We start from the raw sequence: 26,863 nt of genomic DNA on the forward strand, positions 1-26,863 counted from the left end.
CCGATGCCTCACCCGATGCCTCACCAGGAGACACCCGTGCAGAACATCCTCGACGCCATCCAGTCCGGCAACGCCACAGCGGAGGACTTCGCGAGCCTCGAGCTCCCGGAGTCCTACCGCGCCGCCTTCGTCAAGAAGGAGGAGGTGGACATGTTCGAGGGCCTCACCGCCAAGGAGAAGGACCCCCGCAAGTCCCTCCACGTCGAGGACGTGCCGCTGCCCGAGCTCGGGCCCGGTGAGGCGTTCGTGGCGGTGATGGCGAGCGCCATCAACTACAACACCGTGTGGACCTCGATCTTCGAGCCGGTCTCGACCTTCGGCTTCCTCGAGCGCTACGGCCGCAACAGCGAGCTGACCAAGCGCCACGACCTGCCGTACCACGTGGTCGGATCCGACCTGGCCGGCGTCGTGCTCAAGACCGGGCCGGGCGTCACGAAGTGGAAGCCCGGCGACCGCGTCGTGGCGCACTGCCTGTCCGTCGAGCTCGAGGGCCCTGACGGCCACAACGACACGATGCTCGACACCGAGCAGCGGATCTGGGGCTTCGAGACCAACTTCGGCGGCCTCGCGGACGTGGCGATGGTCAAGGCCAACCAGCTCATGCCCAAGCCCGAGCACCTGACCTGGGAGGAGGCCGCCTCCCCCGGCCTCGTCAACTGCACGGCCTACCGCCAGCTCGTGAGCAAGAACGGCGGCGACATGAAGCAGGGCGACAACGTCCTCGTCTGGGGCGCCTCCGGCGGCCTCGGCGGCTTCGCCACGCAGTACGCCCTCAACGGCGGCGCGACGCCCGTGTGCGTGGTCTCCAACGAGGAGAAGGCGAAGATCGCCCGCAGCATGGGAGCGGAGCTGATCATCAACCGCTCCGAGGAGGGCTACAAGTTCTGGAACGACGAGGGCACCCAGCAGGACCCGCGGGAGTGGAAGCGCTTCGGTGCCCGGATCCGCGAGCTCACCGGCGGCGAGGACATCGACATCGTCTTCGAGCACCCCGGCCGCGAGACCTTCGGCGCCTCCGTCTTCGTCACCCGCAAGGGCGGCACCATCACGACGTGCGCCTCGACGTCGGGCTACATGCACGAGTACGACAACCGCTACCTGTGGATGAACCTCAAGCGCATCATCTCCAGCCACTTCGCGAACTACCGCGAGTCGTGGGAGGCCAACCGCCTCATCGCCAAGGGCAAGATCCACCCGACCCTCTCGAGGACCTACACCCTCGACGAGGTCGGCCAGGCCTCTCTCGACGTCCACCAGAACGCCCACCAGGGCAAGGTCGGCGTCCTCTGCCTCGCCCCTGAGGAGGGGCTGGGCGTGCTCGACCAGGAGATGCGGGCCGAGCACGAGACCGCGATCAACAGGTTCCGCGGCGTCTGATCCCCGCCTGAGGTCTCGGAACTGAGATCGGGCCTGAGACCTTTCACACCCCGGTTCGCGCGACTCGCACGAAGTCGCCCGCGAGCCGGGGTGTGTCTTTTGGAGGGCATCGGAGAGACTGGCTCCGACGCAGTCCGTACGACGTGAGAGAGGGTGCCTCACCATGGCTTCCGACCAGGGCCTGTCCATCTTCGACGAGCCGGAGTCCGCCGACGACAAGGCCGCTCCGGGCGGCTCGACCGCGCGTGAGACCGCCGGCGAGGAGACCCAGGTGCTGCCGGTCACCCCGAAGGACGAACCGCCGGCAGCGGCCAAGAACTCTGCCGCGAAGAAGGCTTCCGAGCCGAGCGCGGCGGCCGAGCCGACCCCTCCGCCGACTCCTCAGCCGGCTGCCCAGCCGTCTGCCCGGACGACGCCCCCGCCCGCCGCTTCAGCGGCCGAGGCGACCCGGCGCTCACCGGTGGTCCCCCCGGCCGCACCGCGCCCCGCGGTGCCCGCCCAGGCGAGCACTCCCCTCCCCGTGGTGCGCCGCGGCGGCTACGACAAGGCAGCGGTCGACCAGCGCGTCCACCAGCTCCACAGCGAGAAGTCCGGGCTGGCGACCAGCCTCGCCAGCAGCGAGGAACGAGTCATCGAGCTCGAGTCCGAGCTCGAGCGGCTGCGCCAGGAGGTCTCTGAGAACACCAACCCGACCTACGCCGGCCTCGGCGGTCGCGCCACCTCCATGCTCAAGATGGCCGAGGACGAGGCGGCCGACGTGCGCACCGCCGCCCGCCGCGAGGCCGACGAGATCCGCACCCTGGCCGAGCGCGACGCCCACAGCATCCGTGCCGACGCCGCTCGCGAGGCCGACGACATGCGCATGGTCCAGCTCAAGGAGCTCGACGAGATGCGCTCGCGGCTGACCGCCGACGCCGAGACCGAGCGCAGCCTCGCCAAGGCCGAGGCCGAGGACCTGCTCGCCTCCGCGCGCCGCGAGTCCGACCAGGTCCGGCTCGCCGCGCAGCAGGAGACCAACGAGATGCGTGTGACCGCCACCCGTGAGGCGGAGCAGGCGCGCGCCGCAGCGGACCGCGAGGTCCAGGAGGCCCGCCGCACGCTGGCCGTCGAGAAGGAGCGGCTCGCCCGCGAGGCGACCGAGCACCACAGCAACGCCACCTCCGAGACCCAGCGGCTGGTGGCCGAGGCCGAGGCACGGGCCAACGCTGCCGAGCAGCGCGCGCGTGAGGCCACGTCCCAGGCCAACACCCACCGCCAGCAGGCCCAGTCCGAGTCCGAGGGTCTGCTCACGCGGGCCCGGCGCGAGGCCGAGCAGATCGTCGCCTCGGCCCGCACGCAGGCCGACTCGATCGGGGCGACCCGGGTCGCCGAGGCGGAGCGCGAGCTGGCCAACATCCAGGCCGAGGTCGACCGCGCCGCGAAGCGCCGTGACGCCATCACCGCCCAGCTGGGTGCCCTGCGCGACGTCGTCGCGGGCTTCGGCGAGGACGAGTCCTGAGCTGGCGCGTCCGGCTCCGGGAGCTCGTCACCTCCGGCCCCGGCAGCACCGAGGAGCGACCCTCCGAGTCGAGCGCCGCCGTCGCGCTGCGCGACGCCGCTGGCGACCCGGCCGAGCTCCCCGAAGTGCTCGGGGAGGTCGCCGACCAGGTGTCCGACGACGCCGACCGGGCCGAGGCCGCCGCCGAGTCGGCCCAGGAGTCGGCCCAGGCGTCGGCCCTCGGGGCCGCCGCCATCGCCGAGCACATCGACGACGCGACCGACCTCGTGGTCGACGAGGACGCCCCGGCTCCCTACGTCCCGGCCGAGCCCTCACCCACGCCGCTGCTGCTGCGCCACTCCCCGTTCAAGATCGGCTTCTTCGGCGCGCTCGGGGCCGTGGCCGCGATCTTCCTGACCGAGCAGCTGCTCAGCATCTCCTCGGTGCTGATCCTGCTCGTCATGTCGATGTTCCTCGCGATCGGGCTCAACCCGGTCGTGGAGTTCTTCATGCGCCGCGGGATCCGGCGCGGCCTGTCGGTGCTGCTCGTGCTCGTCGCGGTCATCGCCGTGCTGGCGCTGTTCGTCGTCGCCGTGGCCCCCGTGATCAGCGACCAGATCGCACTGATCACCCGCAACGCCCCTGACTGGCTCGACGAGCTGCAGGCCAACCGCCAGGTGCAGAAGCTCGACGACCAGTTCGACGTCATCGCCAAGGCCCAGGAGTACATCCAGAACGGTGACTTCGGGCAGAAGGTCTTCGGCGGAGCACTGGGCGTCGGCCTGCGGGTGCTCTCCGCGGTGACCAACAGCCTCATCGTCATCGTGCTGATGATCTACTTCCTCGCCTCGCTGCCGAGCATCAAGCACGCCGCCTACTCGCTGGCCCCCGCCTCGCGCCGTCCCCGTGTCAGCGAGCTCGGCGACCGGATCATCCGGTCGACGGGCGCCTACGTCGCCGGCGCGTTCGTCGTCGCCATCTGCGCCGGCATCAGCACGCTGATCTTCTCGTTCGTCGTCGGCCTCAGCGAGTACGCCTTCGCGCTGGCGTTCGTCGTCGGGCTCTTCTCGCTGATCCCGGTCGTCGGCGCCTTCGTGTCAGGGGCGCTCATGACGCTCCTCGCGCTGACCCTCTCCCCGACCGYCGCGCTGGTGACGCTCATCTACTACATCGCCTACCAGCAGTTCGAGTCCTACGTGATCTACYCGCGCATCATGAGGAAGTCGGTCGACCTGCCGGGCTCCGTGACGGTCGTCGCCGCCCTCGTCGGCGGCTCGCTCATGGGCATCATCGGGGCCCTGCTCGCGGTCCCGGTCGCCGCGGCACTGCTCCTGCTGCACCGCGAGGTGTTCCTCAGGCGGCAGGACGCCCACTGAGGTCGGGCTCCGGGTCGCGCTCGGGGTCGTGCCCCGACTCCGGCAGGGGCTCGACCAGGAGCGGGGCCCGTGACTCGCCCAGCTTGACCACGACGACACCGGCCAGCACCAGCAGGCCGCCGGCCAGCTGGACGGGGCGGGGCAGCTCGCCGAGCAGCAGCCACGCCCAGATGACGGCGGCGAGGACCTCGCCGAGAGCCACGAAGGACGCCAACCGGCTGCCGAGCCGACGTCCGGCCGCGATCCCGGTCACGTAGGAGAAGGCCGCGGTCACCAGACCGAGCGCGACCACCGGGATCCACCACGCGACGGCCCGCCCGTCGTAGACCGCGTCGGCGGTCGAGGCGTGGAACGGCAGCACGCCGCTGAGGCCCGCGACGAGCAGCACGGCACCGCCGACCACGAGGCCGCCGGCCGCGAGCGTGATGCCCGGGAGCCCGTTGTCCTCGTCGGCGGAGATGATGAAGTAGGTCGCGGCACCCACCATGGCGCCGAGGGCCCACAGCACGCCGACGACGCTGAGCTCCGCGCCCGAGACGACGTCGAGCACGAGCACCAGACCGCCTGCGGCGATGGCGGCGCCCAGCAGCGTGGTGCCCGAGGGACGGTGCCCGTGGCGGAGCCACAGCCACACGACGACGGCGACCGGGGCGGTGTACTCCAGCAGCAGCGCGACGCTGACCTGCATGTAGGTGACGGCGTAGAAGTAGCAGAGCTGGGCGCCGGCGACGGCTGCGATGCCGTAGACCGTGATCAGCCCGGCATTGGTGCGCAGCAGGTGCCAGCGCCCGCGCACCGCGAGGATCCCCGGGACGACCAGCACGGCGGCCGCGATCGCGATGCGCAGCGCCACCGTCGCCCCGGCGCTCCAGCCGGTGTCGAGCAGGCCGCGGGCCAGCACGCCGGACAGCCCGAAGGACGCGGCCGACGCGACCGCCAGGGCCAGGCCGGTCGTGGTCCGCGACCGGGTGGTGTCATGAGTCAAAGCCGTCACGGTCATGACGTTAGGCGCGCCTCCTGTAATGTGTCAACATGCTTTTCACGGATGACACGGACGCGTCGCTGCAGGCAGCCGTCGCGCTGGTCAACTCCACCGACGAGCCGGGGGCGCCCCTCGGATCGGTCGACGACCTCTCGGCGTTCCTCGCCTCGTGGCCCTACACGGGTCGGCACGACGCGACCGCCGGCGAGCTGGAGTCCGTACGCCGGTTGCGTCCCGCCCTGAGGTCCCTGCTGCTGGCCGATCGCGACGAGGCAGCGGGCATCGTCAACGACATGCTCGCGCGCGCCAAGGCACTCCCCCAGCTCCAGCGCCACGACCACTGGGACTGGCACCTCCACGCCGTCGATCCCGACCGGCCGCTCGACGAGCGGGTCGTGGTGGAGACGGCGATGGCGATGGTCGACGTCATCCGCGCCGACGAGATGTCGCGCCTCGACACGTGCGCGGCCGACGACTGCGACGACGTCGTGCTCGACCTGTCGCGCAACCGCTCCCGGCGCTACTGCTCCACCACGTGCGGCAACCGGGAGGCCGTTGCGGCCTACCGGGCACGCCAGCGGACCTGAGGACCCGCCCTCAGGGCAGGAAGCGCCTGAGCACCTCGAGGAACACGTCCGGCTGCTCGGAGTGGACCCAGTGGCCCGCCTCTTTTACGAGCACTCGGCGGTTGCGCGGGAACCGGCGGTCCATCTCACCGGCGTGGTCGTCGGAGATGTAGTCGGAGCGGGCGCCTCCGACCCACAGCACCGGGCCGTCGTACGAGGCGTCACCGAGCCGCTCGCCGGGCCAGCCGACCAGCTCAGCCATGTGCTCGCCGAGCAGGTCGAGGTTCATCTGCCAGTGCCAGCCGTCGTCGGTGCGCCTGAGGTTCTGCAGCAGGAAGCTGCGCACCACGCGGTTGGGCACCGCGTCCTCCAGGGCCGCCTCCGCCTGGCCGCGGCTCTCCAGGGCCTCGAGGTCCAGGGCCCGCATCGTCTCGATGTAGCCGACGAACTCCCGCCCGCTGTCGTACGCCACGGGGGCGATGTCGACCACGGCCAGCCGCTCGACCAGCTCCGGGTGCCGCAGGGCGAGGCACATCGCGATCTTGCCGCCCATGGAGTGCCCGACGAGGGCGACCGGCTCGTCGCCGATCTCGGCGGCGACCAGGTCGGCCAGCTCGAGGAAGTCGAAGGTCTCGGTCCAGGGCGAGCGGCCGTGGTTGGGCATGTCGAGCAGCAGCACCCGGTGGTCGGTGCTGAGGGCCTTGGCGGCCTGCGTCCAGTTCTTGCCCTGGCCGAAGAGTCCGTGGCAGAAGACGACGCGGGGACCGGAGTCGCCGAGCTCGGTGCGGTGCAGGCTCACCCGGCCATCCTCCCGCAGCCGGGTCAGGTGGCGGCCACCGACCCGGTCAGAAGTCGAAGCCGTCGAACCCGTCGAACATGCCGCCGATGCCGTCGCCGATGCCGCCGAACATGTCGCCGATGCCCTCGCCGATCGCACCGATGCCCTCACCGAGACCGTCGAAGCCGCCACCGAAGAGCATGCCCATGAACATCCAGTCCATCGGCGAGAAGGCACCGAAGTAGCCCTGCGCGTAGGGCTGGTAGGCCCGGCCGCCCTGCCAGTAGGGCACGCGGCGCGAGCCGACCATGACCTTGCGGATGTCGGGCTCGGCGCCGGCACGCACGCGCTCGACGTCGAGCGCGCACGCCGGGACCTCGCGTTGCGCGCCGCCCGGCGGGGTCCACGGGACGTCGGCGACGGACATGCCGTGGCGCGGGTCGAAGAAGCACGGGGGGCGGCGCTGCGGCAGCGGCTCCCCCGCCACCCGGGCGCGCACGCACGCCATCGCGTAGCGGCCGTCCTCGAGGATCTCGGTGACGTGCTTGACCTCCGCGGGCTTGGTGAGCGCCGCAGCGGCCACCTTGGCCGACTCGTAGGAGTCGAGGGCGCGCTGGTAGTCGGCGTTCGCGCCTGCGTCGAGCGGGTGGCCGGCCAGCTCGATGTCGAGGTCCTGCAGCTCCACACCGAGGGCGGTCACGTCCTCCTCGGCGAGCTTCTTCACCGGGGCGACCTCGGACTCGGCGCGCACCAGCTCACGCCTCTTGCCCGTCTTGCCGGCCGTGACGGCGACCGCCACGAGCCCGCCGATGACGACCAGCAGGAGCACGAGTTCCATGGGCCCAGAGTACGCATCGGCGGAAAGGTCCGGCCGGCTCGGGACCTGCAAGAGCAGGCCGCCCATCGACCCCCGACGATGTGCGACCTGCTCCGACAAGCGGCCGGTGGGCAGCGGGGCCATCCCCTCGCGCGGCCTCGATGCCYTCGGCGTACGAGAAGACTCCCGCGAACCCTCCTGTCCCGGCATCCGTAGTCCTACGTAACTCAGGTGCGTAGGAGCGATAGGTTCGTGTCGTGCTGTCCCCCTGTCTCGGTCGTGAGGACGTGCAGCGAGCGCTGCACGAGGCGCTGGAGGAGTCGAGGTGGGTCACCGTCGTGGGCCCGCCCGGCAGCGGCAAGACGCTGCTCGTGCGCCACGTCGCCGCAGCCGCCACCACGGCCGCCTCGTGGGTCGACGCCCGCAGCCTGCGCACGATCGACGACGTGCTCGTCGCGGCCCTGGAGAGCCTCGAGTCGGAGACGGCGCCGGGCGACTCGCTGACGGGTGCCCTCGGCCGCGCGGTCGACGGGCGTGAGTGCCTGCTCGTCCTCGACGGCCTCGACCTCGACACGACGGAGGCCGGTCCGGTCCTCCAGTCGGTGCTCGAGGCGACCACCGACGCCCGCGTGGTGGTGACGGCGCTGACGACCGCCGGCCAGCCGGCCGAGTCCGTCGTCCGCGTCGGACCGCTGCCGGTGCCGGCCCAGCGCGCCCCTCTGGAGGGTCCCGCCGTCGAGCTGTTCCTCCGCCGCATCCGCGCGGCCGGTGGACAGCAGGTCGACCTGGCCGAGCAGGCGCACGAGGTACGCCGCCTGCTGCGCGCCACCGGTGGACTGCCGCTGCTGATCGAGCAGGTCGCCGTGCAGTCGGCGCTCGTCGGGCTCAGCAACGCGATGTCCGCGGTGAGCCTCGACCAGGCGGTGGACTCGGCCCACGACCTCCTCGACGAGGCCAGCGCCGCTGCCCTGCGCCGCATCGGGCTGCTCGACTTCCACGTCGGCCTCGGGGTGCTGGCGCACGTGCTGGACGCGTCCGTCCCGGAGACCGCCGAGCTCGCCGGCAACCTGGTGCGCCGCAGCCTGCTCGAGGTCGACGCCCAGGGCCACTTCGACATGTTGTCGCCGATCCGCGGCCGGGCGCGCGCCCTGGCCCGCCCCGACGACGTGGCCGCGGTCCGTGCCGGGCTGCTCGCCTGGGCCGAGACGCACGCGCCGGCCCACGACAACTACGGCGCGGCCGACGCCGAGTGGCTCGGCGACCTGCCCGCCATGCGCCACGCGGTCCTGACGGCCTGCGCGGAGCCGGAGACGCGCGCGGACGGCTACTCGGTGGCCAACCGCATCTTCTCCTCCCTCTACACCTCCATGCGCGCGAGAGAGGCTGTCGAGATCCTCGAGGGCGCCCTCGCCAGTGGGGACGGACCGCCCGCCATGGGCGCCCAGATCGCCCGACGGGCCGGCATCGCCGCCTCCGAGATGCGCGGGACCTACGAGGGGCTCTGGCTCCTCGCGCGCTCCGACGAGCACGCATCCTCCGCGCCCATCCCCGAGGAGCAGCTCTCCAAGACCGCGTCCATCCGGGCCGAGATGCACCTCGACGCCGGCGACCTGGCCAGCGCCGAGTCGGAGGCCCGGCGTGCGATCGAGCTCGACCCGGACGGCTCGATCACCCGCCAGGCCACCCGCACGCTGGCCGACCTCTACGCCTCGCAGGGTCGTTTCGCCGAGGCCACGGAGGCCGCCGTCGCCGCGATGCCCGCCCGCATCACCGGGGACGAGCGCTGGATCGACCTGTCGCTGCGCACCGTGCTGGCCCGGATCGCCCTCGAGCAGGGCCGCATCGCCGAGGCCGTCGCCGGTACCCGGGCCGTCGTCGTCGAGGCCCGTGAGCTCGCGGAGGACCGGGTCGGGCTGCTCGCCGAGACGCTCCTGCGCAACCTCGACCCGACCTGGGTGCCCACCGACGTCGTACGGGAGACGCTGCCGTGGGCCGTCCGCCTCCCCGTGCTCGCGCAGGACGGGCGCGACCTGCTGGCCAGGGGCGACGCGAAGCGCGCAGCAGGACTGGCCGCCGACGTGGTGGCCCTGGCTGACTCCGCGCGCCTGGGCCGCGACGGGGTCGATGCGCGCCTGCTCCTCGGCCGCGCGCTGGTGGACCTCGGCGACCTCGACCAGGCCACGACGACCTACCTCACCGCACTCGACCACTGCCGCACCATGCGCCTGCCGCTGCGCGCCGCCGACGTGCTCGACGGGCTCGCCGGGGTCGCGCGGGTCCGCGACCTCTCCGAGGCGCGGTCGCTGGCCGCGGCTGCCTTCGCGCTCCGCACGCCGCGCAAGGCGGCGCGCTGGGGCTACTCGGCCGACTACGACGTGGTGCCGGCCGCGCGGGCACCCGAGGAGTGGCTCGACGGTGACGACCTGTCCGCCGAGTCGGTCGCGCTCGTCACGGCCATCTTCAACCGGACCGCATCCGCACGACCGTCGGTGCTCGACGCGCTCACGGCCGCCGAGCGCCAGGTCGCCGAGCGGGTGGCGCACGGGCTGACCAGCCGCCAGATCGCCGAGGAGCTCTACGTCTCCCCGCGCACCGTCGACGCGCACCTCACCCACATCTACCGCAAGCTCGACATCAACACGCGCGCCCGCCTCGCGGCGCTCGTCGTCGACAACCGCTGACCGCTCACCGTCCGGAGGCGCTGCCGGACGGGGCGTGTCCGGCTCGCAGCGATGGCCGATGTCGGTGGCGCGCGGCAGGATGACCGGCATGAGCCGGACCATCCAGGTGACCTTCGACGCCCACGACCCCGAGTCACTCTCCCGCTTCTGGGCCGACGCGATGGGCTACGTCAACCCACCGCCACCGGGGCGAGAGCTCGCGCCGGGCCAGGACCCCTTCGACGCGTGGCACGACTTCCTCCGCGAGGTCGGCGTGCCGGAGTCGCAGTGGAACTCTGCGTCCGCGGCTCAGGACCCCGACGGCGACGGGCCCCGGCTGTTCTTCCAGCAGGTGCCCGAGGGCAAGACGGCGAAGAACCGCGTCCACCTCGACCTCAGGGCGGCGCCCGGGCTCGACGGTGACGAGCGGATGGCGGCGCTGGAGGCCGAGAGCGACCGCCTCGTCGCCCTCGGAGCGACCCGGGTCGAGCGGCACGAGCCCGCCCCGCCGATGACCGCGGGCCACATCGTCATGACCGACCCGGAGGGCAACGAGTTCTGCTTGGACTAGCGCGCGCTGTAGTCGCGGAAGCCGCGACCGGTCTTGCGGCCGAGATAGCCGGCCGTGACGAGGTGCTCGAGCAGCGGGGCGGGCGCGAAGCCCGGCTCGCGGAACTCGAGGTAGAGCTCGCGCTGGATCGCCAGCGAGACGTCGTTGCCCACCACGTCGAGCAGCTCGAAGGGCCCCATCGGGAGCGCACAACCCTGCTTCATGGCCGTGTCGATGTCGTCGGCGGTCGCGTAGTGCGCCTCGAGCATCCTCACCGCGTCGTTGAGGTAGGGGAAGAGCAGCGCGTTGACGATGAAGCCCGAACGGTCGCCGCACCGCACCGCCACCTTGCCGACCTCCTCGCACAGCGCGAGGACGGTCTCGGTGACCGCCTCGTCGGTGGCGACGGTGGACACGACCTCGACGAGCTTCATGACCGCGGCGGGGTTGAAGAAGTGCATGCCGATGACGTCCTGCGGACGCTTGGTCACCCTCGCCATCGAGATGATCGGCAGCGAGGACGTGGTCGTCGCCAGGATGGCGCCGGGCTTGCAGATCTCGTCGAGGTTCTCGAAGAGCGTCGTCTTGACGGCGAGGTCCTCGGCGATCGCCTCGACGACGAGGTCGACGTCCTTGAGGTCGTCGAGCGACGTGGTGCCGCGCACCCGGCCGAGCACCTCGGTCTTCTGCTCCTCGGTGGCGCGGCCGCGCTGGATCTGCTTGTCGAAGTTCTTCGTGATGGCGGCGACGACGCCGGCGACCTTGTCCTGGCCGCGACCGGTGAAGAGCACGTCGTAACCGGCCTTGGCGAAGACCTCGACGATGCCGCAGGCCATCGTGCCGGTGCCGACGACACCGACGAGCCGGACGTCGTGGCGCAGCTGCGGCTTGTCGTCGGCGCTGGGGGTGTGCGCGTCGTCGACCACCACCGGGCTGTCCGGCGCCTCGTAGGTGTAGAAGCCGCGTCCCGACTTGCGGCCGAGCAGGCCCGCGGTGACGTACTGCTTGAGGATCGGCGCCGGCGCGTGCAGCCGGTCGCGGCCCTGCTTGTACATCGTGTCGAGGATCTCGTAGGCCGTGTCGAGGCCGATCAGGTCGAGCAGCGCCAGCGGTCCCATCGGGTAGCCGCAGCCGAAGCGCATGGCGGCGTCGATGTCCTCGCGCGAGGCGTACTTGCCCTCGTACATCGCGACGGCGTGGTTGAGGTAGCCGAAGAGGAGCGTGTTGGCGATGAAGCCGGCCTTGTCGCCGCAGACGACCGGGTTCTTGCCCAGGTCGCGCAGCAGCGTCACCACGTCGGCGAGGACGTCGGGCTCGGTCACGACCGTGCGGATGACCTCGACGAGGTTCTGCACGGGCGCCGGGTTGAAGAAGTGGACGCCCACCACCCGGCCGGGGCTCGAGTTGGCGGTGGAGATCTCGGTGACGCTGAGCGAGGACGTGTTGGTCGCCAGGACGGCGTCCGGGCGGACGATGCCGTCCAGCATCCGGAAGATCGACTTCTTGACCTCGAGCGACTCGACGACGGCCTCGACCACGAGGTCGGCGTCGGCGAGGTCCTGCATCTCGGTCGTCAGCGTGATGCGGCCGAGCAGCTCGTCGGCCGCCTCCTGCGTCATCTTCTCGCGCTTGACCGCCCGTCCCGTGGAGTGCTCGAGGTGCTCGCGCCCGCGCTGGACGGCCGCGTCGCTGACCTCGACCCCGATGACCGAGTAGCCGTTGCGCGCGAACACCTCGGCGATGCCGGCGCCCATGGTGCCGAGGCCGATGACGCCGACGGAGGTGAACGTAGCGGTAGCCGTGTCAGTCATGGACGCATGCTCCCACGCCGTTCAGCCGAGCCGAGTGTGGCAACCGTCACTCCCCCGGTCGGTCCAKACGTACGACGCGCACCTCGTCGCCCGGTCGGACCGGGCCCGGGCGCACCACCTTGGCGCACAGCCCGCGCAGCCGGCGCGGCTTGCCCTCGGGCCCGTTGACGAAGGCCAGCGCGTCCTTGCCGAAGCGGGCGATGAACTTGCCGCACCCGGTGTGCGGCTGGTCGGTGACGACGATGACCGCGCCGTCGGGCCCGCCGATGTGGAGCTCGCTCCAGGCGGGGAGGTTGTCGTGGGACAGGTCGAGGTCGACGAACATCTGGTCGCCGGCGAGCTGCTCGCGCTCGGGGTCCTGGGCGAGGAGCTCGACGAGGCGGTGGTTCATCAGGTTGAGCTGCATGTCGGGGTGGGGCGAGCCGTCCGGCATGCGACGACTCCCCCGCTCGATCCACGTGTCGCCGACGAGGCCCTCGGTGACGTCGAGGTGGCCGACGTCCAGCACCTCGCGCTGCCCGGGACCCGGCCGGCGTACGACGGAGCGGAGCGTCCCGACGTCGCGCGGGCTCGCGTCGATCATCGGCAGGAAGTCGGCGATCTCCTCGGTGGTCCGGTGGGCACGGAGGACCCGCCGCATCCAGATCCTCCGGCCATGGCGCTCCAGCCCGAGCCGCTCCTCGTTGCTCGAGATCGCGAGCTGGGTCGCCGTCCGCGGCTCGTCGTCGCCGACCTCGACGAAGCCGTGACGGGCGTAGAACGGTGCGTTCCACGCGATGTCGGCGTACGTCGTCAACGTCAGCGACCCGTGCCCCTTGACCGTCGCGCGCTCTGCCGCCGCCTCCAGCAGCGCGGCGCCCACCCCGCGGCGGGCGTGCTCGGGGTGCACCGAGATCTGGTCGAGGTGCGCGTGCGACTCCAGGTCGCGCACGTGGGCGAACCCGATGGCCGGGTCCCCCGCCACCAGGATGAAGCCCGGCTCGGCCGCCCGGTCGTGCCCGCTGACGGCCGGAGAGGCCAGCGCGTCGCCGGCGAGGTCCCCGAGCACCTCCTCGAACATCGCGAGCCCGGAGTCCTCCAGAGCCGCGAGCTGCGCGAGGTCGCGTTGCCGCGCGGGGCGCACTGCGTGGTCGGTCACGGGGTCACTGTAGATTCGCCCGTCGTGAGGATCGTCGTCGCACGCTGCCAGGTGGACTACGCCGGACGTCTCTCGGCCCACCTCCCGCTCGCCACCCGCGTCCTGATGCTCAAGTCGGACGGGTCGGTGCTGATCCACTCCGACGGCGGCTCCTACAAGCCGCTCAACTGGATGTCGCCCCCGTGCACCGTCCGCGAGGGCGTCTCCGAGGACGGCCAGGCCGAGTGGCTGGTGACCGCGACCAAGTCCGACGACACCCTGCGGATCCTGATCGACGAGGTGCTGCACGACTCCTCGCACGACCTCGGCGTCGACCCGGGCCTGCAGAAGGACGGCGTCGAGAAGCACCTCCAGGAGCTGCTCGCCGAGCACCCCGCCACCCTCGCCGACGGCCTCACCCTGGTCCGCCGCGAGTTCATGACGGCCATCGGCCCGGTCGACCTCATGTGCCGCGACGCCGACGGCCTGTCCGTCGCGGTCGAGATCAAGCGGCGTGGCGAGATCGACGGCGTCGAGCAGCTCACCCGCTACCTCGAGCTCCTCAACCGCGACCCGATGCTCACCAGCAAGGGACCCGTGCGCGGCATCTACGCCGCCCAGGAGATCAAGCCCCAGGCCCGCGTGCTCGCCACCGACCGCGGCATCGCCTGCGCCCTCGTCGACTACGACGCGCTCCGCGGCATGGACGACGCCGAGCACCGGCTGTTCTAGCCCGCGCGCCGGGCCGGTCACGTCGCTACCCTCGCACGGTGACACCGAGTCCGCCTGAGCGCATCTTCCACATCGCCACCGCCGCGGACTGGCGGCGGACGCTGGAGAGCGGGACCTACACCACCTCGACCATCGGGCGCAGCCTCGAGGAGGAGGGGTTCATCCACGCCAGTCGGCGTGACCAGGTGCAGGGCGTGTTCGACCGCTACTACCGCGGCGCCGGCGAGCACCTCGTGCTGCTCACCATCGACCCGTCGCGGCTGACGGACGCGGAGGTGCGGGTCGAGCCGGTCGGCGACGACACCTATCCCCACGTGTACGGGCCGATCGACCGCGGAGCGGTCGTCGAGGTGACGCCGCTCGACCGTCGTGGCCGCAGCGAGACGCTCATGTCGCTGTGGACGAAGGGGATGGCCGTACGCATGGGGCTGGCGCTGGTCGCGATGATCGCCCTGGCCGTCCTGCTGTGGGCCGTCGGCGTGACGCGCTGAGCGCCACCACGGCCTTCGGTCAGGTGAGCGGCCGGCCAGCCCAGGAGCGGGCCACCCAGCCGTCGGCGTCGGCCTCGAGCGCAACCACGCCGCAGTTGGGCAGCGGGATGTCGCGCGTGTGGTCGGGCGCAAGGTTGTCGGCCAGCAGCGGAAGCACCATGGACATCACGCCGCCGTGGCTGACCACCAGCACCGACTCGCCCCGGTGCGCGTCGGCGACCTCCTCGAGGACGGCCTCGTAGCGGGCCACCACCTCGAGCCCGCTCTCGCCCCCCGGGATCCGGGCGGACAGGTCGCCGCCGAGCCAGGCGGCGAACGTCGCTGCGAAGGGGTCGGGATCACCCGTCGTCCCGGCGGCGTCGCCGACGCCGAACTCGCGCAGGCCGGTGCGGACGGTGACGTCGACGCCGGTCCTGGCGGCGACGATCTCCCCGGTCTGCACGGCACGCGAGAGGTCGCTGGTCCACACCCGCGAGATCCGCTCACCCTCGACCTGGCTGGCCAGCTCGCGCGACTGCTGACGGCCGAGCGGGCTCAACCAGCCGCCCGCGTCGCTGAGGAGCTCGCTCTCGTAGTCGGCCGCACCGTGACGCGCGACGAAGATCCGCGCGGCGCACTGGAGGTCACCCATCGATCAGGCCCACCACGTCGTCGGCACAGCCCCAGCTCACGGTCACACCGCAGCCGCCGTGGCCGTAGCAGTGGACGACGTCGCCGACCCGCTCGAGGCGCACCGAGGGACGGCTGGGCCGCAGCCCGACCTTGTGACGCAGCACGCGGGCGCCGGCCAGGCGCGGCTCGATCCGCGCTGCCCGCTCGAGGATCGAGGCGGCCACCGCCGGCTCCGGGGTCCGACTCCACTCCCCCTCGATCGCCGTCCCGCCGAGCACGACGTCGTGGGCACGTGGCACCACGTACGACGGAGTCTCGGCGTCGATCCACCAGTGGTCGATCCCCACCTGCTCCACGAGCACGACCTGGCCACGCACGGGCGACACCGTGCGATCGCCGCCCAGCAGGCGCGCTCCGATGCCGCTGGCGTTGACGACCAGGGCGTCGCCGGTGGGCAGCGCGGACAGGTTCATCCGGGTGACGGTGCCGCCGAGCTCATCGACCCGGGCCGCGAGCCAGCGGAGGTAGACCGGCATCTCGACCACCGGTGTACGCATCGTCAGGCCGGACGCATACCCCGCGGGCAGGCTGGTCTCGCGGTCGGGCCCGGCGCCGGGCGGCAGGGCGTCGCGCCACCACACGTCGCCGGACGGCTCGCGGAAGAGCTCGGTGCCGGTGCGCATGACCACGCCGGCCGACTCGTCGTCGCACAGCTCCGCAAAGGCGTCGTACGCCGCCCGCGCCCACCTGACGACGTGCTCCTGCGGTCTGGAGTAGGGCGACCAGACAGCCGCCGCGACCGACGACGTCGTCTCCAACGGCAGGTCGCGCCCGACCACGTCGACGCGGTGTCCCGCCTCGAGCAGCCGCACCGCGCAGGACAGGCCGATCACGCCGGCCCCCACCACGATCACGCGTCGCATGGCGGCAGTCTGTCAGCCTCCGGCGCCGGCCTGGCGCGGCGCGGTCGGGTCCTCGCCCTCGCCGCCGTGCTCACGGGCGACGTACTCCTCGATGTCCTCGATGTCGTCGCGGTTGCGGGTCGCGACCGCCAGCAGGTCGCTCATGGTCGCGACCTCCTCGACCTGCTCCTTGATGAACCACTGCATGAACTGCTCGGAGGCGAAGTCACTCTCCTCGCGCGCGATGCGCAGCAGGCCGTTGACCTGGTCGGTGACCGTGCGCTCCTGGGCGAGGGCCAGCTCGACCGGGGCGACGAGGTCGGCGAAGGTCGAGGTCGGCGCGTCGACGGCCGGGATGACGACCTCGGAGTCGGTGTCGACGAGGTACTGGACCATCATCATGGCGTGCCCGCGCTCCTCGAGCGCCTGCTCGTAGAAGAACGCCGCCATGCGGGGCATGGTCAGCGCGTCGTAGTAGATGGCGCAGGCGAGGTACTGGTTGTGGGCGGCGAGCTCGTTGCCGATCTGGGCGTTGAGCTGCGCGACGAAGCGGGTGGCGGGCACGGGGGCTCCTCTGTCGGGGGGACGGGTCAGGCTCGGGTCAGGCTGCCTTGGCAAGCTTCTTCTTGGTGACCTTCTTGCCGTCGAGCCGCACCAGCTTGCGCTTGTGGACGGTGTAGCCGACGGGCAGGGTGCCCTCCTTGAGCATGCGCAGGGGGCACCGCTGGCAGCGCTTCTTCGACACGCAGCACTCGGTCTTGGGGAGCTTGCGCATCGTCAGCTGGACCGAGGTGTCGACCTTGGCCCGTGCCTTCTTGTCCTTCTTGTCCTGCTTGCCCACGCGGGGAGGGTAGCAGAGGGTAAGGGCAGCCTTACCTATCGTCGTCCAACCCGTGGGCCGCGCGGATCACGTCCACGAAGCCACCCATGATCCCGGTCAACCCGAAGTCCTTGGGGGTGTAGACCGCGGCCACCCCGCGCTCGATCAGTGCCCGGGCGTCGGAGGCCGGGATGATGCCGCCCACGATCACCGGGAGGTCGCCGAGCCCCGCGGCCGCGAGCCCGTCGAGCACGTCGGGCACCAGCTCCATGTGCGAGCCGGAGAGGATCGAGAGCCCGACGAGGTGCACGTCCTCGGCCACGGCCGCCGCGACGATCTGGTCGGGCGTGAGCCGGATGCCCTGGTAGATCACCTCGAAGCCCGCGTCGCGCGCACGTACGGCGACCTGCTCGGCGCCGTTGGAGTGACCGTCGAGCCCCGGCTTGCCGACCAGCACCCGCAGCCGGCCGCCCAGCTCCTCGGCGGTCGCCCGCACCCGGTCACGTACGGCGGTGAGGTCGGCCCCGGCCTCTGCGACACCCACGGCACCGCTGACGCCGGTGGGAGCCCGGAACTCGCCGAACACCTCGCGCAGCGTGCCGGCCCACTCCCCCGTCGTCGCGCCCGCCCGGGCCGCGACGAGGGTCGGCTTCATCAGGTTGGCGTCGGTCTTGGCGGCCTCGGCCAGCGCCGACAGCGCCGCGGCGACCTCGGCCTCGTCGCGCTGTGCCTTCCAGGCCGCGACGGAGTCGAGGGCTGCCTGCTCGGCAGCGGGATCGGCGGCCATGATGGCGCCGTCGAGGTCGGCGGTCAGAGGCGAGGGCTCGGTGGTCTCGAACCTGTTGACGCCGACGATGACCTCGTCGCCGGACTCGATGCGGGCCCGGCGGGCGGCGTGCGCGGACACGAGGTTCTGCTTCATGTAGCCCGACTCCACCGCAGCGATCGCCCCGCCCATCGCCTGCACGCGGTCGATCTCGGCCTTGGCGCCCTTGACCAGCTCGGCGACCTTGGCCTCGATCACGTGGCTGCCGGCGAAGATGTCGTCGTACTCGAGCAGGTCGGACTCGAAGGCGAGCACCTGCTGGAAGCGCAGCGACCACTGCTGGTCCCACGGCCTCGGCAGGCCGAGCGCCTCGTTCCAGGCGGGCAGCTGAACGGCCCGGGCGCGGGCGTCCTTGGACAGCGTCACGCCGAGCATCTCCAGCACGATCCGCTGGACGTTGTTCTCCGGCTGGGCCTCGGTGAGGCCGAGCGAGTTGACCTGCACTCCGTAGCGGAAGCGGCGCATCTTGGGGTCGGTCACGCCGTAGCGCTCCCGGGTGATCTCGTCCCACAGCTGCACGAAGGCCCGCATCTTGCAGGTCTCCTCGACGAACCGGACGCCGGCGTTGACGAAGAACGAGATCCGGCCGACGACCTTCTCGAAGTCGTCGTCGGAGACCTGGCCGGCCCCCTTCACCTGGTCGAGCACCGCGATCGCGGTGCACATGGCGTACGCGAGCTCCTGCACGGGCGTCGCGCCGGCCTCCTGCAGGTGGTAGCTGCAGATGTTGATGGGGTTCCACGTCGGGATCTCGTGGACCGTGTAGGCGATCATGTCGCCGATCAGGCGCAGGGAGGCTTCGGGCCCGAAGACGTACGTCCCCCGGGAGAGGTACTCCTTGATGATGTCGTTCTGGGTCGTGCCGGCGAGCTGGTGGGCCACCTCGTCGGGCGAGAGGTCGGGGTTCTGCTCCTCCGCCACGACCTGGTACATCGCGAGCAGCCACATGGCCGTCGCGTTGATGGTCATCGAGGTGTTCATCCCGGTCAGCGGGATGTCGTGGAAGAGCTTGCGCATCTCGCCCAGGTGCGGGACCGGTACGCCGACCTTGCCGACCTCGCCGCGGCTCAGCGGGCTGTCCGGGTCGTAGCCGGTCTGCGTCGGCAGGTCGAAGGCGACGCTGAGACCGGTCTGGCCCTTGGCGAGGTTGGTGCGGTAGAGCGCGTTGGACGCCTCGGCCGTGGAGTGGCCGGCGTAGGTGCGCATCACCCAGGGCCGGTCCTTGACGGGGCGGTCCGGCTCACCAGTCTCGGTCATGCTCGACAGGGTAGGACGACGGTTACCCGCCAGTCACCGGGTCGGACGTGTGACGGATGCCTCAGCCCGTGGTGCCCTGCAGCGACGCTCAGGCGGTCGCGGCGACCCGCTCGACCTCGATGGCGTGGGCGAGCCTGGTCAGGTGCGCCATCCGGCGCACAGCCGGGCCGGGGTTGCGGACGGTCAGGTGGTGGCCGGCGAGCCAGGCGTGGCGGGTGGCGACCGCGAGCAGGCGCAGGGCGGTCGCGTCGATCGCGGAGACGTCGGTCATGTCGATGACGACGTCGTCGTCGTGGACGTCGATGCACTCGTAGATGGCGTTGCGGACCTCCCACGTGCTGCGCACGTCGAAGTCCCCGTGCAGCGCGATCACGTGCCCGTTCGCGACGATGTCCGAGACGATGTCCATCCGGTGTGCTCCTCACCGGCGTCCCCCGACGCCCGACTGTGACTGCTGTCACTGTTCCTGACGCAGTTGTACCCCGTTCGGTTGCTTCGATGCCTCACCTTTTCGGCGAGTCCACGCGACTAGGCTCGCTGCATGGTCAACCTGACGCGTATCTACACCCGCACCGGCGACGCCGGCCGCACCCGGCTCGGCGACATGAGCGAGACCACGAAGACCGACCTGCGCCTCGAGGCCTACGCCTGCGTCGACGAGGGCAACGCCCACATCGGTGTCGCCCTCGCCCAGGGCGGTCTCGAGGACGACGTCGTCGCGGTGCTCACCCGCGTGCAGAACGACCTCTTCGACGTCGGCGCCGACTTCTGCACCCCGGTCGTCGCGGACCCGGAGTACCCGCCGCTGCGGATCGAGCAGGACTACGTCGACCGGCTCGAGGCCTGGTGCGACCACTACAACGAGGCCCTGCCGGCCCTGCGGTCGTTCATCCTCAACGGCGGGACGACCGCGGCCGCCCACCTCCACGTCGCGCGCACCGTCGTACGCCGTGCCGAGCGGGCCGGGTGGGCTGCGTGGGCCGAGCACGAGGACACCATGAACGTCCTCGCGATCACCTACCTCAACCGCCTCTCGGACCTGCTCTTCATCCTCGCCCGCCACGCCAACCGCGAGAACGGCGACGTCCTGTGGGTGCCCGGCGGCGAACGCTGACGTTTCCGTCGCATCGCCTGCGCGGTCGGCCCGTTGCGGTGACAATGACTCCGGACCTTCCGCCGACACGTTCGAGGAGACGCGTGCCCACGCAGAGCCCTGTCCTTGCGCCACCGCCGGCGCTCGCCACGATGACCAGCTTCGAGGACGCCTCTCGGCTGGTCCTCGACTACCTGCAGGCCCAGGTGCCGATGGAGTTCTGGACCGTGTCGCGCGTGATCGACGGCCGGCAGGTCTACCTCGAGGTCACGCCCGACAACGACTTCGGGCTGGGCGTCGGTGACGGCCCCGCCTGGGAGGACTCCCTCTGCCACGAGATGTGGGTCAACGGGGCTCCGGGCGTCGCCCCGGACATCTCCCGGGTCCCGGCCTACGCCTCCAACCGCGCGGCGCGTGCCCTGGCGGTCACCAGCTACGTCGGCATCCCGGTCTACAACCAGGACGAGACGCTCTTCGGCACCATCTGCGGCATCGACCCCGAGGCCCGCCCCGACTCCTTCACCGAGCTCGGCCCGCAGCTGCAGCTGCTCGGCCACCTGCTCAGCGTGGTCCGCAACCTCGACGGCCGCGCCGTGTCCCTGGCCCGTCGCCTCGAGCTGACCCTCCTGGAGTCGGAGACCGACGCGCTCACCGGGCTGCGCAACCGGCGTTCGTGGCAGCGTGCCTGCGAGACCGAGCAGACGCGCCACCACCGCCTGGGCGACCACGCGAGCATCGTGATGATCGACCTCGACGGCCTCAAGCAGGTCAACGACCGGGACGGTCACGCCGCCGGTGACGCCATGCTCCGCCGGGCCGCCGGGATCGTGCGCGGGTCGTCCCGGCAGACCGACGTGGTGGCGAGGCTCGGCGGGGACGAGTTCGGGATCCTGTGTCCCCAGACCACGGCGTCGCAGGTCGCCGTCTACGCCGACCGGATCCGCACCGAGCTGGCCGGGGCCGGGCTGTCTGCCGGCATCGGCGCTGCCACGCTGGAGCGCGTGGGGACCATCGTCGAGACCGAGGCCGCCGCAGACGCCGCGATGTACGTCGACAAGCGTCGGCGACAGGCCGGTCGGGCCTAGCCGACCGGCTGGCCGGACCGGACGCCGCGCTGCTCGCGGGCCGCCGGCACGACCAGCGCCGCGGGCATCAGGAGCACGGCGACGACCAGCAGCGCCTTCAGCGTCCCGACCTCGTCGCCGACGAAGCCGAGAAGTGGCGGGCCGGCGAGGAACGCCGCGTAGCCGATGGTCGACACCACGCTGACCCTCGACGCGGCCCGGACCGGGTCGTCGGCGGCGGCGCTCATGCCGACCGGGAAGCCGAGCGAGGCGCCCACTCCCCACAGCACGATGCCGACCACGACGAGAGCCGGCTGCTCGGTGAGCACGATCAGCAGGACGCCGGCGCCGGCGAGCGCCATCGTGCCCCACAGCACCGCCACGCGGCCGAACCGGTCGATGAGGCCGGTCCCGGCGAAGCGGCCCGCAGTCATCGCCAGCACGAAGACGGCGAACCCGGCCACGCCCACGGCGTGGGAGACGTCGTGACCGTCGACCAGCGCGACGGCCAGCCAGTCGTTGGCCGTGCCCTCGGTCATCGCCAGGGCCAGCACCATGACGCCGATCAGGAGCGTCCGCGGCTCGAGCCAGGCGCGCGCCGCCGAGGGGGCGCTCTCCTCGTGGCGCTCCACCACGGGCAGGAACGACGGGGACGTGCGCCACACCAGCACGATGGCCAGCAGGACGATCCCCACGAGGTGCACCAGGGCCGGCACCCCGAGCTCGATCAGCAGCACCCCGAGCAGGGCGCCGACCACCGTGCCCCCGCTGAAGCCGGCGTGGAAGCGCGGCATGATCGTGCGCTGCAGGCCGCGCTCGACCTCGGCACCCTCGACGTTCATCGCCACGTCCCAGACGCCGATGCCGAGCCCGTAGACGAAGAGCCCGGCAACCGTCAGCGGCAGCAGGTCGCCCAGGCCGATCGCGGCAGCCACCATCCCGAGGGTCGCTGCACCTGCACCGATGCGGACGATGCGCACCGTGCCCATGGCGTTGATGGCGGCGCCGGTCGTCGGCAGCGCCAGCACCGAGCCCAGCGCGATCGCGAGCAGCACGAGGCCGAGCTGCCCGTTGGTGAGGTCGAAGCTCGAGCGCACCTCGGGGATGCGGGAGACCCAGCTGGCGAAGACCAGCCCGTTGAGGAAGAACGTCAGCCCCACGGCATTGCGGGCGGCGGTCAAAGTGGGCACGGCGCTGCTCCTCGGGTACATGGGCGAAACGTTTCGATCGAATCGTTTCGATGCTATCGTCCGGAACGTGTCCGGTCCAACCCGAACCCCCACCATGGTCGACGTCGCGGCTGCCGCGGGCGTGTCGCTCTCCACCGCCTCCCTGGCCTTCTCCGGCAACAAGCCGGTCTCCGCGGAGACGCGCGACCGGGTGCTGGCCGCTGCCGGAGCGCTGGGCTACGCCGGTCCCAATCCCCTGGCCCGCAACCTGCGCCGCGGTCGCAGCGGCGTCGTGGGCGTCGCCGTGGGTCGGCTCAGCACCGCCTTCCGCGACCCGGCCGCGCTGCCGATGCTCGACGCCGTCTCCGAGGTCCTCGACGCCGCGGGGCTCGGCCTGCTCCTCATGCCGGACGGCGACGAGCACGCCGGACTCCCCCTCGACGCCGTCATCTACGACATCTGCGGGTGCGAGACCTGGGGCCCGTACGACGACCTGGTGGCCCGCGGCGTGCCCCTGGTCGTCGTCGAGGGCCCGGCCTGGCCCGGAGCGACGTACGTCGACGTGGAGCACCGTCGCGGCGCCGCGGACGTCGCCCGGCACCTGCACGACCTGGGGCACCGCCGGGTCGCGACGCTCACCCTCGACCCGTCGCACCCCCAGCGCGAGCGCGAGGCCGGGCTGCGGGACGTCTACCCGGACGCGGAGGTGATCGGCCCGTGCGCCAGCGACCTCGATGCGGCGCAGCGCGCCGTCGGCGCGTGGTGGGACGGCGGCGGCGAGGCGACGGCCGTGGTCTGCCAGAGCGACGTCCAGGCCGCGGGGGTGGTGCTCGAGGCGCGACGACGCGGGATGGCGGTCCCCCGCGACGTCAGCGTCGCCGGCTTCGACGGGGTCGCGACGCCGTGGCTCGACCTCGAGCTGACGACCGTCGTGCAGCCGCTGGCCGAGAAGGGACGGGCGACCGCGCGCGCCGTGCTGTCGCGCATCGCCGGCGAGGTCGTCGACGACGTGCTGCTGCCGGTCCGGATGCGGGTGGGCGGCTCGACGGGGCCGGTGCCGCCGCCGGTGTGACTAGCGGCGGTTCCAGTCGGTGCCGGGCGGGCCGGCTTCGAGCCAGGACTGGAAGCCGGTGAGCGAGGCCTCGCTCATCGCGATCTCCAGGGGATCGTCGTCGTAGCGGCAGGCCGCCACGACGTGGCCGTCGTAGAGCGACATCTCCTCCGCGCCCGCCGGCGAGCGGCGATTGACGTACTCCAGCAGGTCGCGGGCCCACACCCGCTTGGGACGCGGTGACAGCGAGAAGATCCGGAACCACTCCAGCGACTGGCCGGAGTAACGGCCGATGCCCAGCAGCCAGCCGCGGCCCGGGTGCTCGGATCGTGCGCGGTAGCTCAGCTCGAAGGTGCCGCCGTGCCGCGCCAGGAGACGGCGCCGGACGATGAGGGCGATGCCGTAGAGCAGGGCGAGGAGAAGGCACAGCCCGACGATGTCGAGCGCCCATTCCCAGACCGGCATCCACACCCTCCGAACGCAGTGAGCGCACGAACCCAGCGGTTCGTGCGCTCACCCTAGCGGTCGAGTTTCGGGCCTCGTCAGGAGGCCCGCTCCACGGCGCGGATGCGTGCTTCGGCGCGACGCAGCTTCTCCTGCGCCTCGTCGTCGTTCTCACCGGCCGCCTTGCAGCGCTCGAGCTCCTCGCGCGCCTTCTCCAGGTCGATCTCGTGCGACATCTCGGCCCGCTCGGCCAGGATCGAGACGCGGTTGTCGGCCACCGACAGGAAGCCGGCGTCGACGGCCGCGATCCAGGTCTCGCCCTCGGCGGTCTGCACGTCCACGACGCCCTCGATGATCGACGACAGCAGCGGAGCGTGGTTGGGCAGGATGCCGACGTCGCCCTCGGTCGTGCGGGCGATGACCATGGTGGCCTGGCCCGACCAGACGAGCCGGTCGGCAGCGACCAGCTCGACCTGGAGGACCTTGTCGGACGACCCGGCCATCAGAGGCTCTTCTGGATCTCGGCCCACTTCTGCTCGACGTCGTCCAGACCGCCGCACATGAAGAAGGCCTGCTCGGCCACGTGGTCGTACTCGCCGTCAGCGATCTTGTTGAACGCCTCGATGGTGTCGGCCACCGGGACGGTCGAACCCTCGATGCCGGTGAACTGCTTGGCGACATAGGTGTTCTGCGACAGGAAGCGCTGGATGCGACGGGCGCGGGACACGATGATCTTGTCCTCCTCGGAGAGCTCGTCGACACCGAGGATCGCGATGATGTCCTGGAGCTCCTTGTTGCGCTGCAGGATCTGCTTGACCCGCACCGCGCAGCGGTAGTGGTCGTCGCCGATGTACTGCGGGTCGAGGATGCGCGACGTCGACGTCAGCGGGTCCACGGCCGGGTAGATGCCGAGCGAGGCGATCTCGCGTGACAGCTCGGTCGTGGCGTCCAGGTGGGCGAACGTCGTGGCAGGGGCCGGGTCGGTGTAGTCGTCGGCGGGGACGTAGATCGCCTGGAGCGACGTGATCGAGTGACCACGCGTCGAGGTGATGCGCTCCTGCAGCTGACCCATCTCGTCGGCCAGGTTGGGCTGGTAGCCCACGGCGGACGGCATGCGGCCGAGCAGCGTGGAGACCTCGGAACCGGCCTGCGTGAAGCGGAAGATGTTGTCGATGAAGAGCAGCACGTCCTGCTTCTGCACGTCGCGGAAGTACTCCGCCATCGTCAGGGCGGACAGGGCGACCCGCAGGCGCGTGCCCGGCGGCTCGTCCATCTGGCCGAAGACGAGGGCGGTCTGGCCGAGGACGCCGGCCTCCTCCATCTCGACGATGAGGTCGTTGCCCTCACGGGTGCGCTCGCCGACACCGGCGAACACCGACACACCACCGTGGTCCTTCGCGACGCGGGCGATCATCTCCTGGATGAGCACGGTCTTGCCGACACCGGCACCACCGAACAGGCCGATCTTGCCGCCCTGGACGTAGGGGGTGAGCAGGTCGATGACCTTGATGCCGGTCTCGAACATCTGGGTCTTCGACTCCAGCTGGTCGAACGCCGGCGCCTTGCGGTGGATGCCCCAGCGCTCGGCGGGCTCGAAGGTCTCGCCCTCCTCGAGGTTGAGCACGTCACCGGTGGTGTTGAACACCTTGCCGAGCGTCGCGTCGCCGACGGGGACCGTGATCGGGCCGCCCGTGTCGGTGATCTGGCCGCCGCGGACCAGGCCGTCGGTCGGCTTCATCGAGATGGCGCGGACCATGCCGTCACCGATGTGCTGGGCGACCTCGAGGATGATCGACTTGGTCTCGCCGCTCAGCTCGAACTCGCAGGTCAGGGCGTTGTAGATGGCGGGCATCGAGTCGGTCGGGAACTCGATGTCCACGACGGGGCCGATGACCCGGGCGATGCGGCCGACGGCGCCGCCCTTGCTCTCGGTGGTCGTCTCTTCAACAGTGGCAGTCATGTTCACTCACTCCCGGCTTGTGCGTCGGCAAGGGCGTTGACGCCACCGACGATCTCGCTGATCTCTTGGGTAATGCCAGCCTGGCGGGCCTGGTTGGCGATGCGCTTGTACTTCTTGATGAGCTCGTCGGCGTTGTCCGTGGCGGACTTCATCGCCTTCTGGCGAGCGGCCAGCTCGGACGCGGCCGCCTGCAGCAGGGCGAAGAAGATCCGGCTCTGGACGTAGCGCGGCAGCAGTGAGTCGAGCACCTCCGAGGGAGACGGCTCGAACTCGTAGAGCGGCAGCAGGTCGGCCTTGTCGGGGGCCTCGGTGCCCTCGACGACCTCCAGCGGCAGCAGGCGTACGGCGGTCGGCTCCTGGCTGAGCATCGAGCGGAACCGCGTGTAGACCACGTGGACCTCGTCGACGGCCTCGACGTCGGACTCGCTGTCCTCCGCGTCGGCGAGGAAGGCCGCGATCAGCGCGGCGCCGATCTCGGCCGCGACGTCGTAGGTCGGCTGGTCGGAGAAGCCGGTCCATGCCTGCATGATCGAGCGCTGGCGGAACTTGAAGTAGGCCTCGCCCTTGCGTCCGGAGACGTAGAGGTCGACCTCCTTGCCCTCGCCCTTGAGCTTCTCGATGAGCCGCTCGGCCTCCTTGAGCACGCTCGAGGAGTAGGCACCGGCGAGACCACGGTCGGAGGTGACGATGAGGATCGCCGCCTTCTTCGGGTCCTCCGGCTCGAGGGTGAGGGCGTGGTCGACGTTGGAGTACGTCGCCACGGCCGACACCGCTCGGGTCAGCTCACGGGCGTAGGGAGCCGCGGCCTGGGCCCGCTGCTGCGCCTTGATGATCCGGGACGCGGCGATGAGCTCCATGGCACGCGTGATCTTCTTCATCGACTCCGTCGACTTGATCCGCGCGCGGTACTCGCGTACCGAGAGAGCCATTG

General features: G+C 71.4%; 27 protein-coding genes. 11 read left to right on the top strand and 16 right to left on the bottom strand.

Translation table 11 applies throughout. From position 1 onward, the window contains the following. Positions 1-36 precede the first annotated feature (36 nt). The 3 genes from ccrA (at position 37) to AC1DP1_RS06355 (ending at position 4,230) form a co-directional block, all read left to right on the top strand. Entirely contained in the window at positions 37-1,377 is a 1,341-nt protein-coding gene (gene ccrA / locus AC1DP1_RS06345; RefSeq protein WP_477506152.1) for a crotonyl-CoA carboxylase/reductase, read from the top strand. A 163-nt stretch (positions 1,378-1,540) separates the two neighbouring features. Beyond that, on the top strand, positions 1,541-2,875 hold the full coding sequence (locus AC1DP1_RS06350) for a hypothetical protein (RefSeq protein WP_477506153.1): 1,335 nt from the start codon (positions 1,541-1,543) through the stop codon (positions 2,873-2,875). A gap of 125 nt (positions 2,876-3,000) precedes the next feature. Beyond that, a complete protein-coding gene (locus tag AC1DP1_RS06355; RefSeq protein ID WP_477506154.1) occupies positions 3,001-4,230 on the top strand; it encodes an AI-2E family transporter in 1,230 nt (409 codons plus the stop codon). Here the strand turns inward: AC1DP1_RS06355 and AC1DP1_RS06360 are convergent. Next, complete coding sequence (locus AC1DP1_RS06360; protein WP_477506155.1) at positions 4,208-5,224, bottom strand: EamA family transporter; 1,017 nt, start codon at positions 5,222-5,224, stop codon at positions 4,208-4,210. The genes AC1DP1_RS06355 and AC1DP1_RS06360 overlap by 23 nt on opposite strands. Positions 5,225-5,262: 38 nt before the next feature. On the opposite strand from AC1DP1_RS06360, the gene AC1DP1_RS06365 reads away from it, so the two are divergent. Beyond that, positions 5,263-5,799, top strand: a complete 537-nt coding sequence (locus tag AC1DP1_RS06365) for a CGNR zinc finger domain-containing protein (protein ID WP_300051464.1) — start codon at positions 5,263-5,265, stop codon at positions 5,797-5,799. A 10-nt stretch (positions 5,800-5,809) separates the two neighbouring features. On the opposite strand, the gene AC1DP1_RS06370 is transcribed toward AC1DP1_RS06365, so the two are convergent. Then, entirely contained in the window at positions 5,810-6,577 is a 768-nt protein-coding gene (locus tag AC1DP1_RS06370; RefSeq protein WP_477506156.1) for an alpha/beta fold hydrolase, read from the bottom strand. 46 nt (positions 6,578-6,623) lie between these two features. Continuing rightward, positions 6,624-7,394 carry a hypothetical protein gene (locus AC1DP1_RS06375; RefSeq protein ID WP_477506157.1) on the bottom strand — a complete coding sequence of 257 codons (771 nt, stop codon included), beginning with the start codon at positions 7,392-7,394 and terminating at the stop codon, positions 6,624-6,626. 236 nt (positions 7,395-7,630) lie between these two features. On the opposite strand from AC1DP1_RS06375, the gene AC1DP1_RS06380 reads away from it, so the two are divergent. Together AC1DP1_RS06380 and AC1DP1_RS06385 are read left to right on the top strand one after the other, a co-directional pair. Further along, a complete protein-coding gene (locus AC1DP1_RS06380) occupies positions 7,631-10,054 on the top strand; it encodes a LuxR C-terminal-related transcriptional regulator (protein ID WP_477506158.1) in 2,424 nt (807 codons plus the stop codon). 88 nt (positions 10,055-10,142) lie between these two features. Continuing rightward, entirely contained in the window at positions 10,143-10,604 is a 462-nt protein-coding gene (locus AC1DP1_RS06385) for a VOC family protein (RefSeq protein WP_457186943.1), read from the top strand. Here AC1DP1_RS06385 and AC1DP1_RS06390 read toward each other — a convergent pair. Further along, on the bottom strand, positions 10,601-12,394 hold the full coding sequence (locus tag AC1DP1_RS06390) for a 3-hydroxyacyl-CoA dehydrogenase family protein (protein ID WP_477506159.1): 1,794 nt from the start codon (positions 12,392-12,394) through the stop codon (positions 10,601-10,603). The genes AC1DP1_RS06385 and AC1DP1_RS06390 overlap by 4 nt on opposite strands. 46 nt (positions 12,395-12,440) lie before the next feature. Further along, positions 12,441-13,532: a GNAT family N-acetyltransferase gene (locus AC1DP1_RS06395; protein WP_477506160.1), complete on the bottom strand. Its 1,092-nt coding sequence runs from the start codon at positions 13,530-13,532 to the stop codon at positions 12,441-12,443. Here AC1DP1_RS06395 and nucS point away from each other — a divergent pair. Together nucS and AC1DP1_RS06405 are read left to right on the top strand one after the other, a co-directional pair. Then, entirely contained in the window at positions 13,521-14,243 is a 723-nt protein-coding gene (gene nucS / locus AC1DP1_RS06400; RefSeq protein ID WP_477506161.1) for an endonuclease NucS, read from the top strand. The genes AC1DP1_RS06395 and nucS overlap by 12 nt on opposite strands. A gap of 38 nt (positions 14,244-14,281) precedes the next feature. Then, positions 14,282-14,734, top strand: a complete 453-nt coding sequence (locus AC1DP1_RS06405) for a DUF952 domain-containing protein (RefSeq protein ID WP_477506162.1) — start codon at positions 14,282-14,284, stop codon at positions 14,732-14,734. 19 nt (positions 14,735-14,753) lie between these two features. Here the strand turns inward: AC1DP1_RS06405 and AC1DP1_RS06410 are convergent, their stop codons facing one another. From AC1DP1_RS06410 to AC1DP1_RS06435, 6 genes are all read right to left on the bottom strand, one after another. After that, positions 14,754-15,365, bottom strand: a complete 612-nt coding sequence (locus tag AC1DP1_RS06410; protein ID WP_477506163.1) for a histidine phosphatase family protein — start codon at positions 15,363-15,365, stop codon at positions 14,754-14,756. Then, positions 15,358-16,269: an FAD-dependent oxidoreductase gene (locus AC1DP1_RS06415; protein WP_477506164.1), complete on the bottom strand. Its 912-nt coding sequence runs from the start codon at positions 16,267-16,269 to the stop codon at positions 15,358-15,360. Before AC1DP1_RS06415 ends, AC1DP1_RS06410 begins: the two co-directional genes overlap by 8 nt. Before the next feature lie 12 nt (positions 16,270-16,281). Beyond that, entirely contained in the window at positions 16,282-16,812 is a 531-nt protein-coding gene (locus tag AC1DP1_RS06420; RefSeq protein WP_477506165.1) for a ferritin, read from the bottom strand. Between the two features lie 37 nt (positions 16,813-16,849). Then, complete coding sequence (locus AC1DP1_RS06425; RefSeq protein ID WP_300051436.1) at positions 16,850-17,089, bottom strand: hypothetical protein; 240 nt, start codon at positions 17,087-17,089, stop codon at positions 16,850-16,852. A gap of 31 nt (positions 17,090-17,120) precedes the next feature. Continuing rightward, positions 17,121-19,151, bottom strand: coding sequence for a protein meaA (locus AC1DP1_RS06430; protein ID WP_477506166.1), 2,031 nt, complete (start codon positions 19,149-19,151; stop codon positions 17,121-17,123). A gap of 88 nt (positions 19,152-19,239) precedes the next feature. Then, complete coding sequence (locus tag AC1DP1_RS06435) at positions 19,240-19,560, bottom strand: STAS domain-containing protein (protein WP_477506167.1); 321 nt, start codon at positions 19,558-19,560, stop codon at positions 19,240-19,242. 132 nt (positions 19,561-19,692) lie between these two features. On the opposite strand from AC1DP1_RS06435, the gene AC1DP1_RS06440 reads away from it, so the two are divergent. After that, entirely contained in the window at positions 19,693-20,265 is a 573-nt protein-coding gene (locus AC1DP1_RS06440; RefSeq protein ID WP_457186962.1) for a cob(I)yrinic acid a,c-diamide adenosyltransferase, read from the top strand. A gap of 83 nt (positions 20,266-20,348) precedes the next feature. Next, positions 20,349-21,329, top strand: a complete 981-nt coding sequence (locus tag AC1DP1_RS06445) for a sensor domain-containing diguanylate cyclase (RefSeq protein ID WP_477506168.1) — start codon at positions 20,349-20,351, stop codon at positions 21,327-21,329. Here AC1DP1_RS06445 and AC1DP1_RS06450 read toward each other — a convergent pair. Continuing rightward, the gene (locus AC1DP1_RS06450) at positions 21,326-22,498 is read right to left on the bottom strand and encodes an MFS transporter (protein ID WP_457186966.1); all 1,173 of its coding nucleotides are present in this window, start codon (positions 22,496-22,498) and stop codon (positions 21,326-21,328) included. The genes AC1DP1_RS06445 and AC1DP1_RS06450 overlap by 4 nt on opposite strands. Positions 22,499-22,565: 67 nt before the next feature. Here AC1DP1_RS06450 and AC1DP1_RS06455 point away from each other — a divergent pair, with 67 nt between their 5' ends. Beyond that, positions 22,566-23,549 (top strand): LacI family DNA-binding transcriptional regulator, encoded by a 984-nt coding sequence (locus AC1DP1_RS06455; protein WP_457186968.1) that lies wholly within the window; start codon positions 22,566-22,568, stop codon positions 23,547-23,549. On the opposite strand, the gene AC1DP1_RS06460 is transcribed toward AC1DP1_RS06455, so the two are convergent. The 4 genes from AC1DP1_RS06460 to AC1DP1_RS06475 form a co-directional block, all read right to left on the bottom strand. Further along, positions 23,550-23,993: a DUF2550 domain-containing protein gene (locus AC1DP1_RS06460; RefSeq protein WP_457186970.1), complete on the bottom strand. Its 444-nt coding sequence runs from the start codon at positions 23,991-23,993 to the stop codon at positions 23,550-23,552. Positions 23,994-24,070: 77 nt separating this feature from the next. Continuing rightward, complete coding sequence (locus tag AC1DP1_RS06465) at positions 24,071-24,475, bottom strand: F0F1 ATP synthase subunit epsilon (protein ID WP_300051412.1); 405 nt, start codon at positions 24,473-24,475, stop codon at positions 24,071-24,073. After that, the gene (atpD, locus tag AC1DP1_RS06470; protein WP_457186973.1) at positions 24,475-25,932 is read right to left on the bottom strand and encodes a F0F1 ATP synthase subunit beta; all 1,458 of its coding nucleotides are present in this window, start codon (positions 25,930-25,932) and stop codon (positions 24,475-24,477) included. Before atpD ends, AC1DP1_RS06465 begins: the two co-directional genes overlap by 1 nt. A gap of 2 nt (positions 25,933-25,934) precedes the next feature. After that, positions 25,935-26,861 carry a F0F1 ATP synthase subunit gamma gene (locus tag AC1DP1_RS06475; protein WP_477506169.1) on the bottom strand — a complete coding sequence of 309 codons (927 nt, stop codon included), beginning with the start codon at positions 26,859-26,861 and terminating at the stop codon, positions 25,935-25,937. Between the last annotated feature and the right edge of the window lie 2 nt (positions 26,862-26,863).

The organism is Nocardioides sp. P4_G10 (assembly GCF_056401175.1).

Bases quoted from the DNA above. Each gene is read 5' to 3' on its own strand.
- AC1DP1_RS06415 (WP_477506164.1), bottom strand. From the start codon at position 16,269: ATGCGACGCGTGATCGTGGTGGGGGCCGGCGTGATCGGCCTGTCCTGC.
- AC1DP1_RS06410 (WP_477506163.1), bottom strand. From the start codon at position 15,365: ATGGGTGACCTCCAGTGCGCCGCGCGGATCTTCGTCGCGCGTCACGGT.
- AC1DP1_RS06460 (WP_457186970.1), bottom strand. From the start codon at position 23,993: ATGCCGGTCTGGGAATGGGCGCTCGACATCGTCGGGCTGTGCCTTCTC.
- AC1DP1_RS06435 (WP_477506167.1), bottom strand. From the start codon at position 19,560: ATGGACATCGTCTCGGACATCGTCGCGAACGGGCACGTGATCGCGCTG.
- AC1DP1_RS06430 (WP_477506166.1), bottom strand. From the start codon at position 19,151: ATGACCGAGACTGGTGAGCCGGACCGCCCCGTCAAGGACCGGCCCTGG.
- atpD (WP_457186973.1), bottom strand. From the start codon at position 25,932: ATGACTGCCACTGTTGAAGAGACGACCACCGAGAGCAAGGGCGGCGCC.
- AC1DP1_RS06365 (WP_300051464.1), top strand. From the start codon at position 5,263: ATGCTTTTCACGGATGACACGGACGCGTCGCTGCAGGCAGCCGTCGCG.
- AC1DP1_RS06385 (WP_457186943.1), top strand. From the start codon at position 10,143: ATGAGCCGGACCATCCAGGTGACCTTCGACGCCCACGACCCCGAGTCA.
- AC1DP1_RS06475 (WP_477506169.1), bottom strand. From the start codon at position 26,861: ATGGCTCTCTCGGTACGCGAGTACCGCGCGCGGATCAAGTCGACGGAG.
- AC1DP1_RS06390 (WP_477506159.1), bottom strand. From the start codon at position 12,394: ATGACTGACACGGCTACCGCTACGTTCACCTCCGTCGGCGTCATCGGC.
- AC1DP1_RS06375 (WP_477506157.1), bottom strand. From the start codon at position 7,394: ATGGAACTCGTGCTCCTGCTGGTCGTCATCGGCGGGCTCGTGGCGGTC.
- AC1DP1_RS06440 (WP_457186962.1), top strand. From the start codon at position 19,693: ATGGTCAACCTGACGCGTATCTACACCCGCACCGGCGACGCCGGCCGC.
- AC1DP1_RS06350 (WP_477506153.1), top strand. From the start codon at position 1,541: ATGGCTTCCGACCAGGGCCTGTCCATCTTCGACGAGCCGGAGTCCGCC.
- AC1DP1_RS06465 (WP_300051412.1), bottom strand. From the start codon at position 24,475: ATGGCCGGGTCGTCCGACAAGGTCCTCCAGGTCGAGCTGGTCGCTGCC.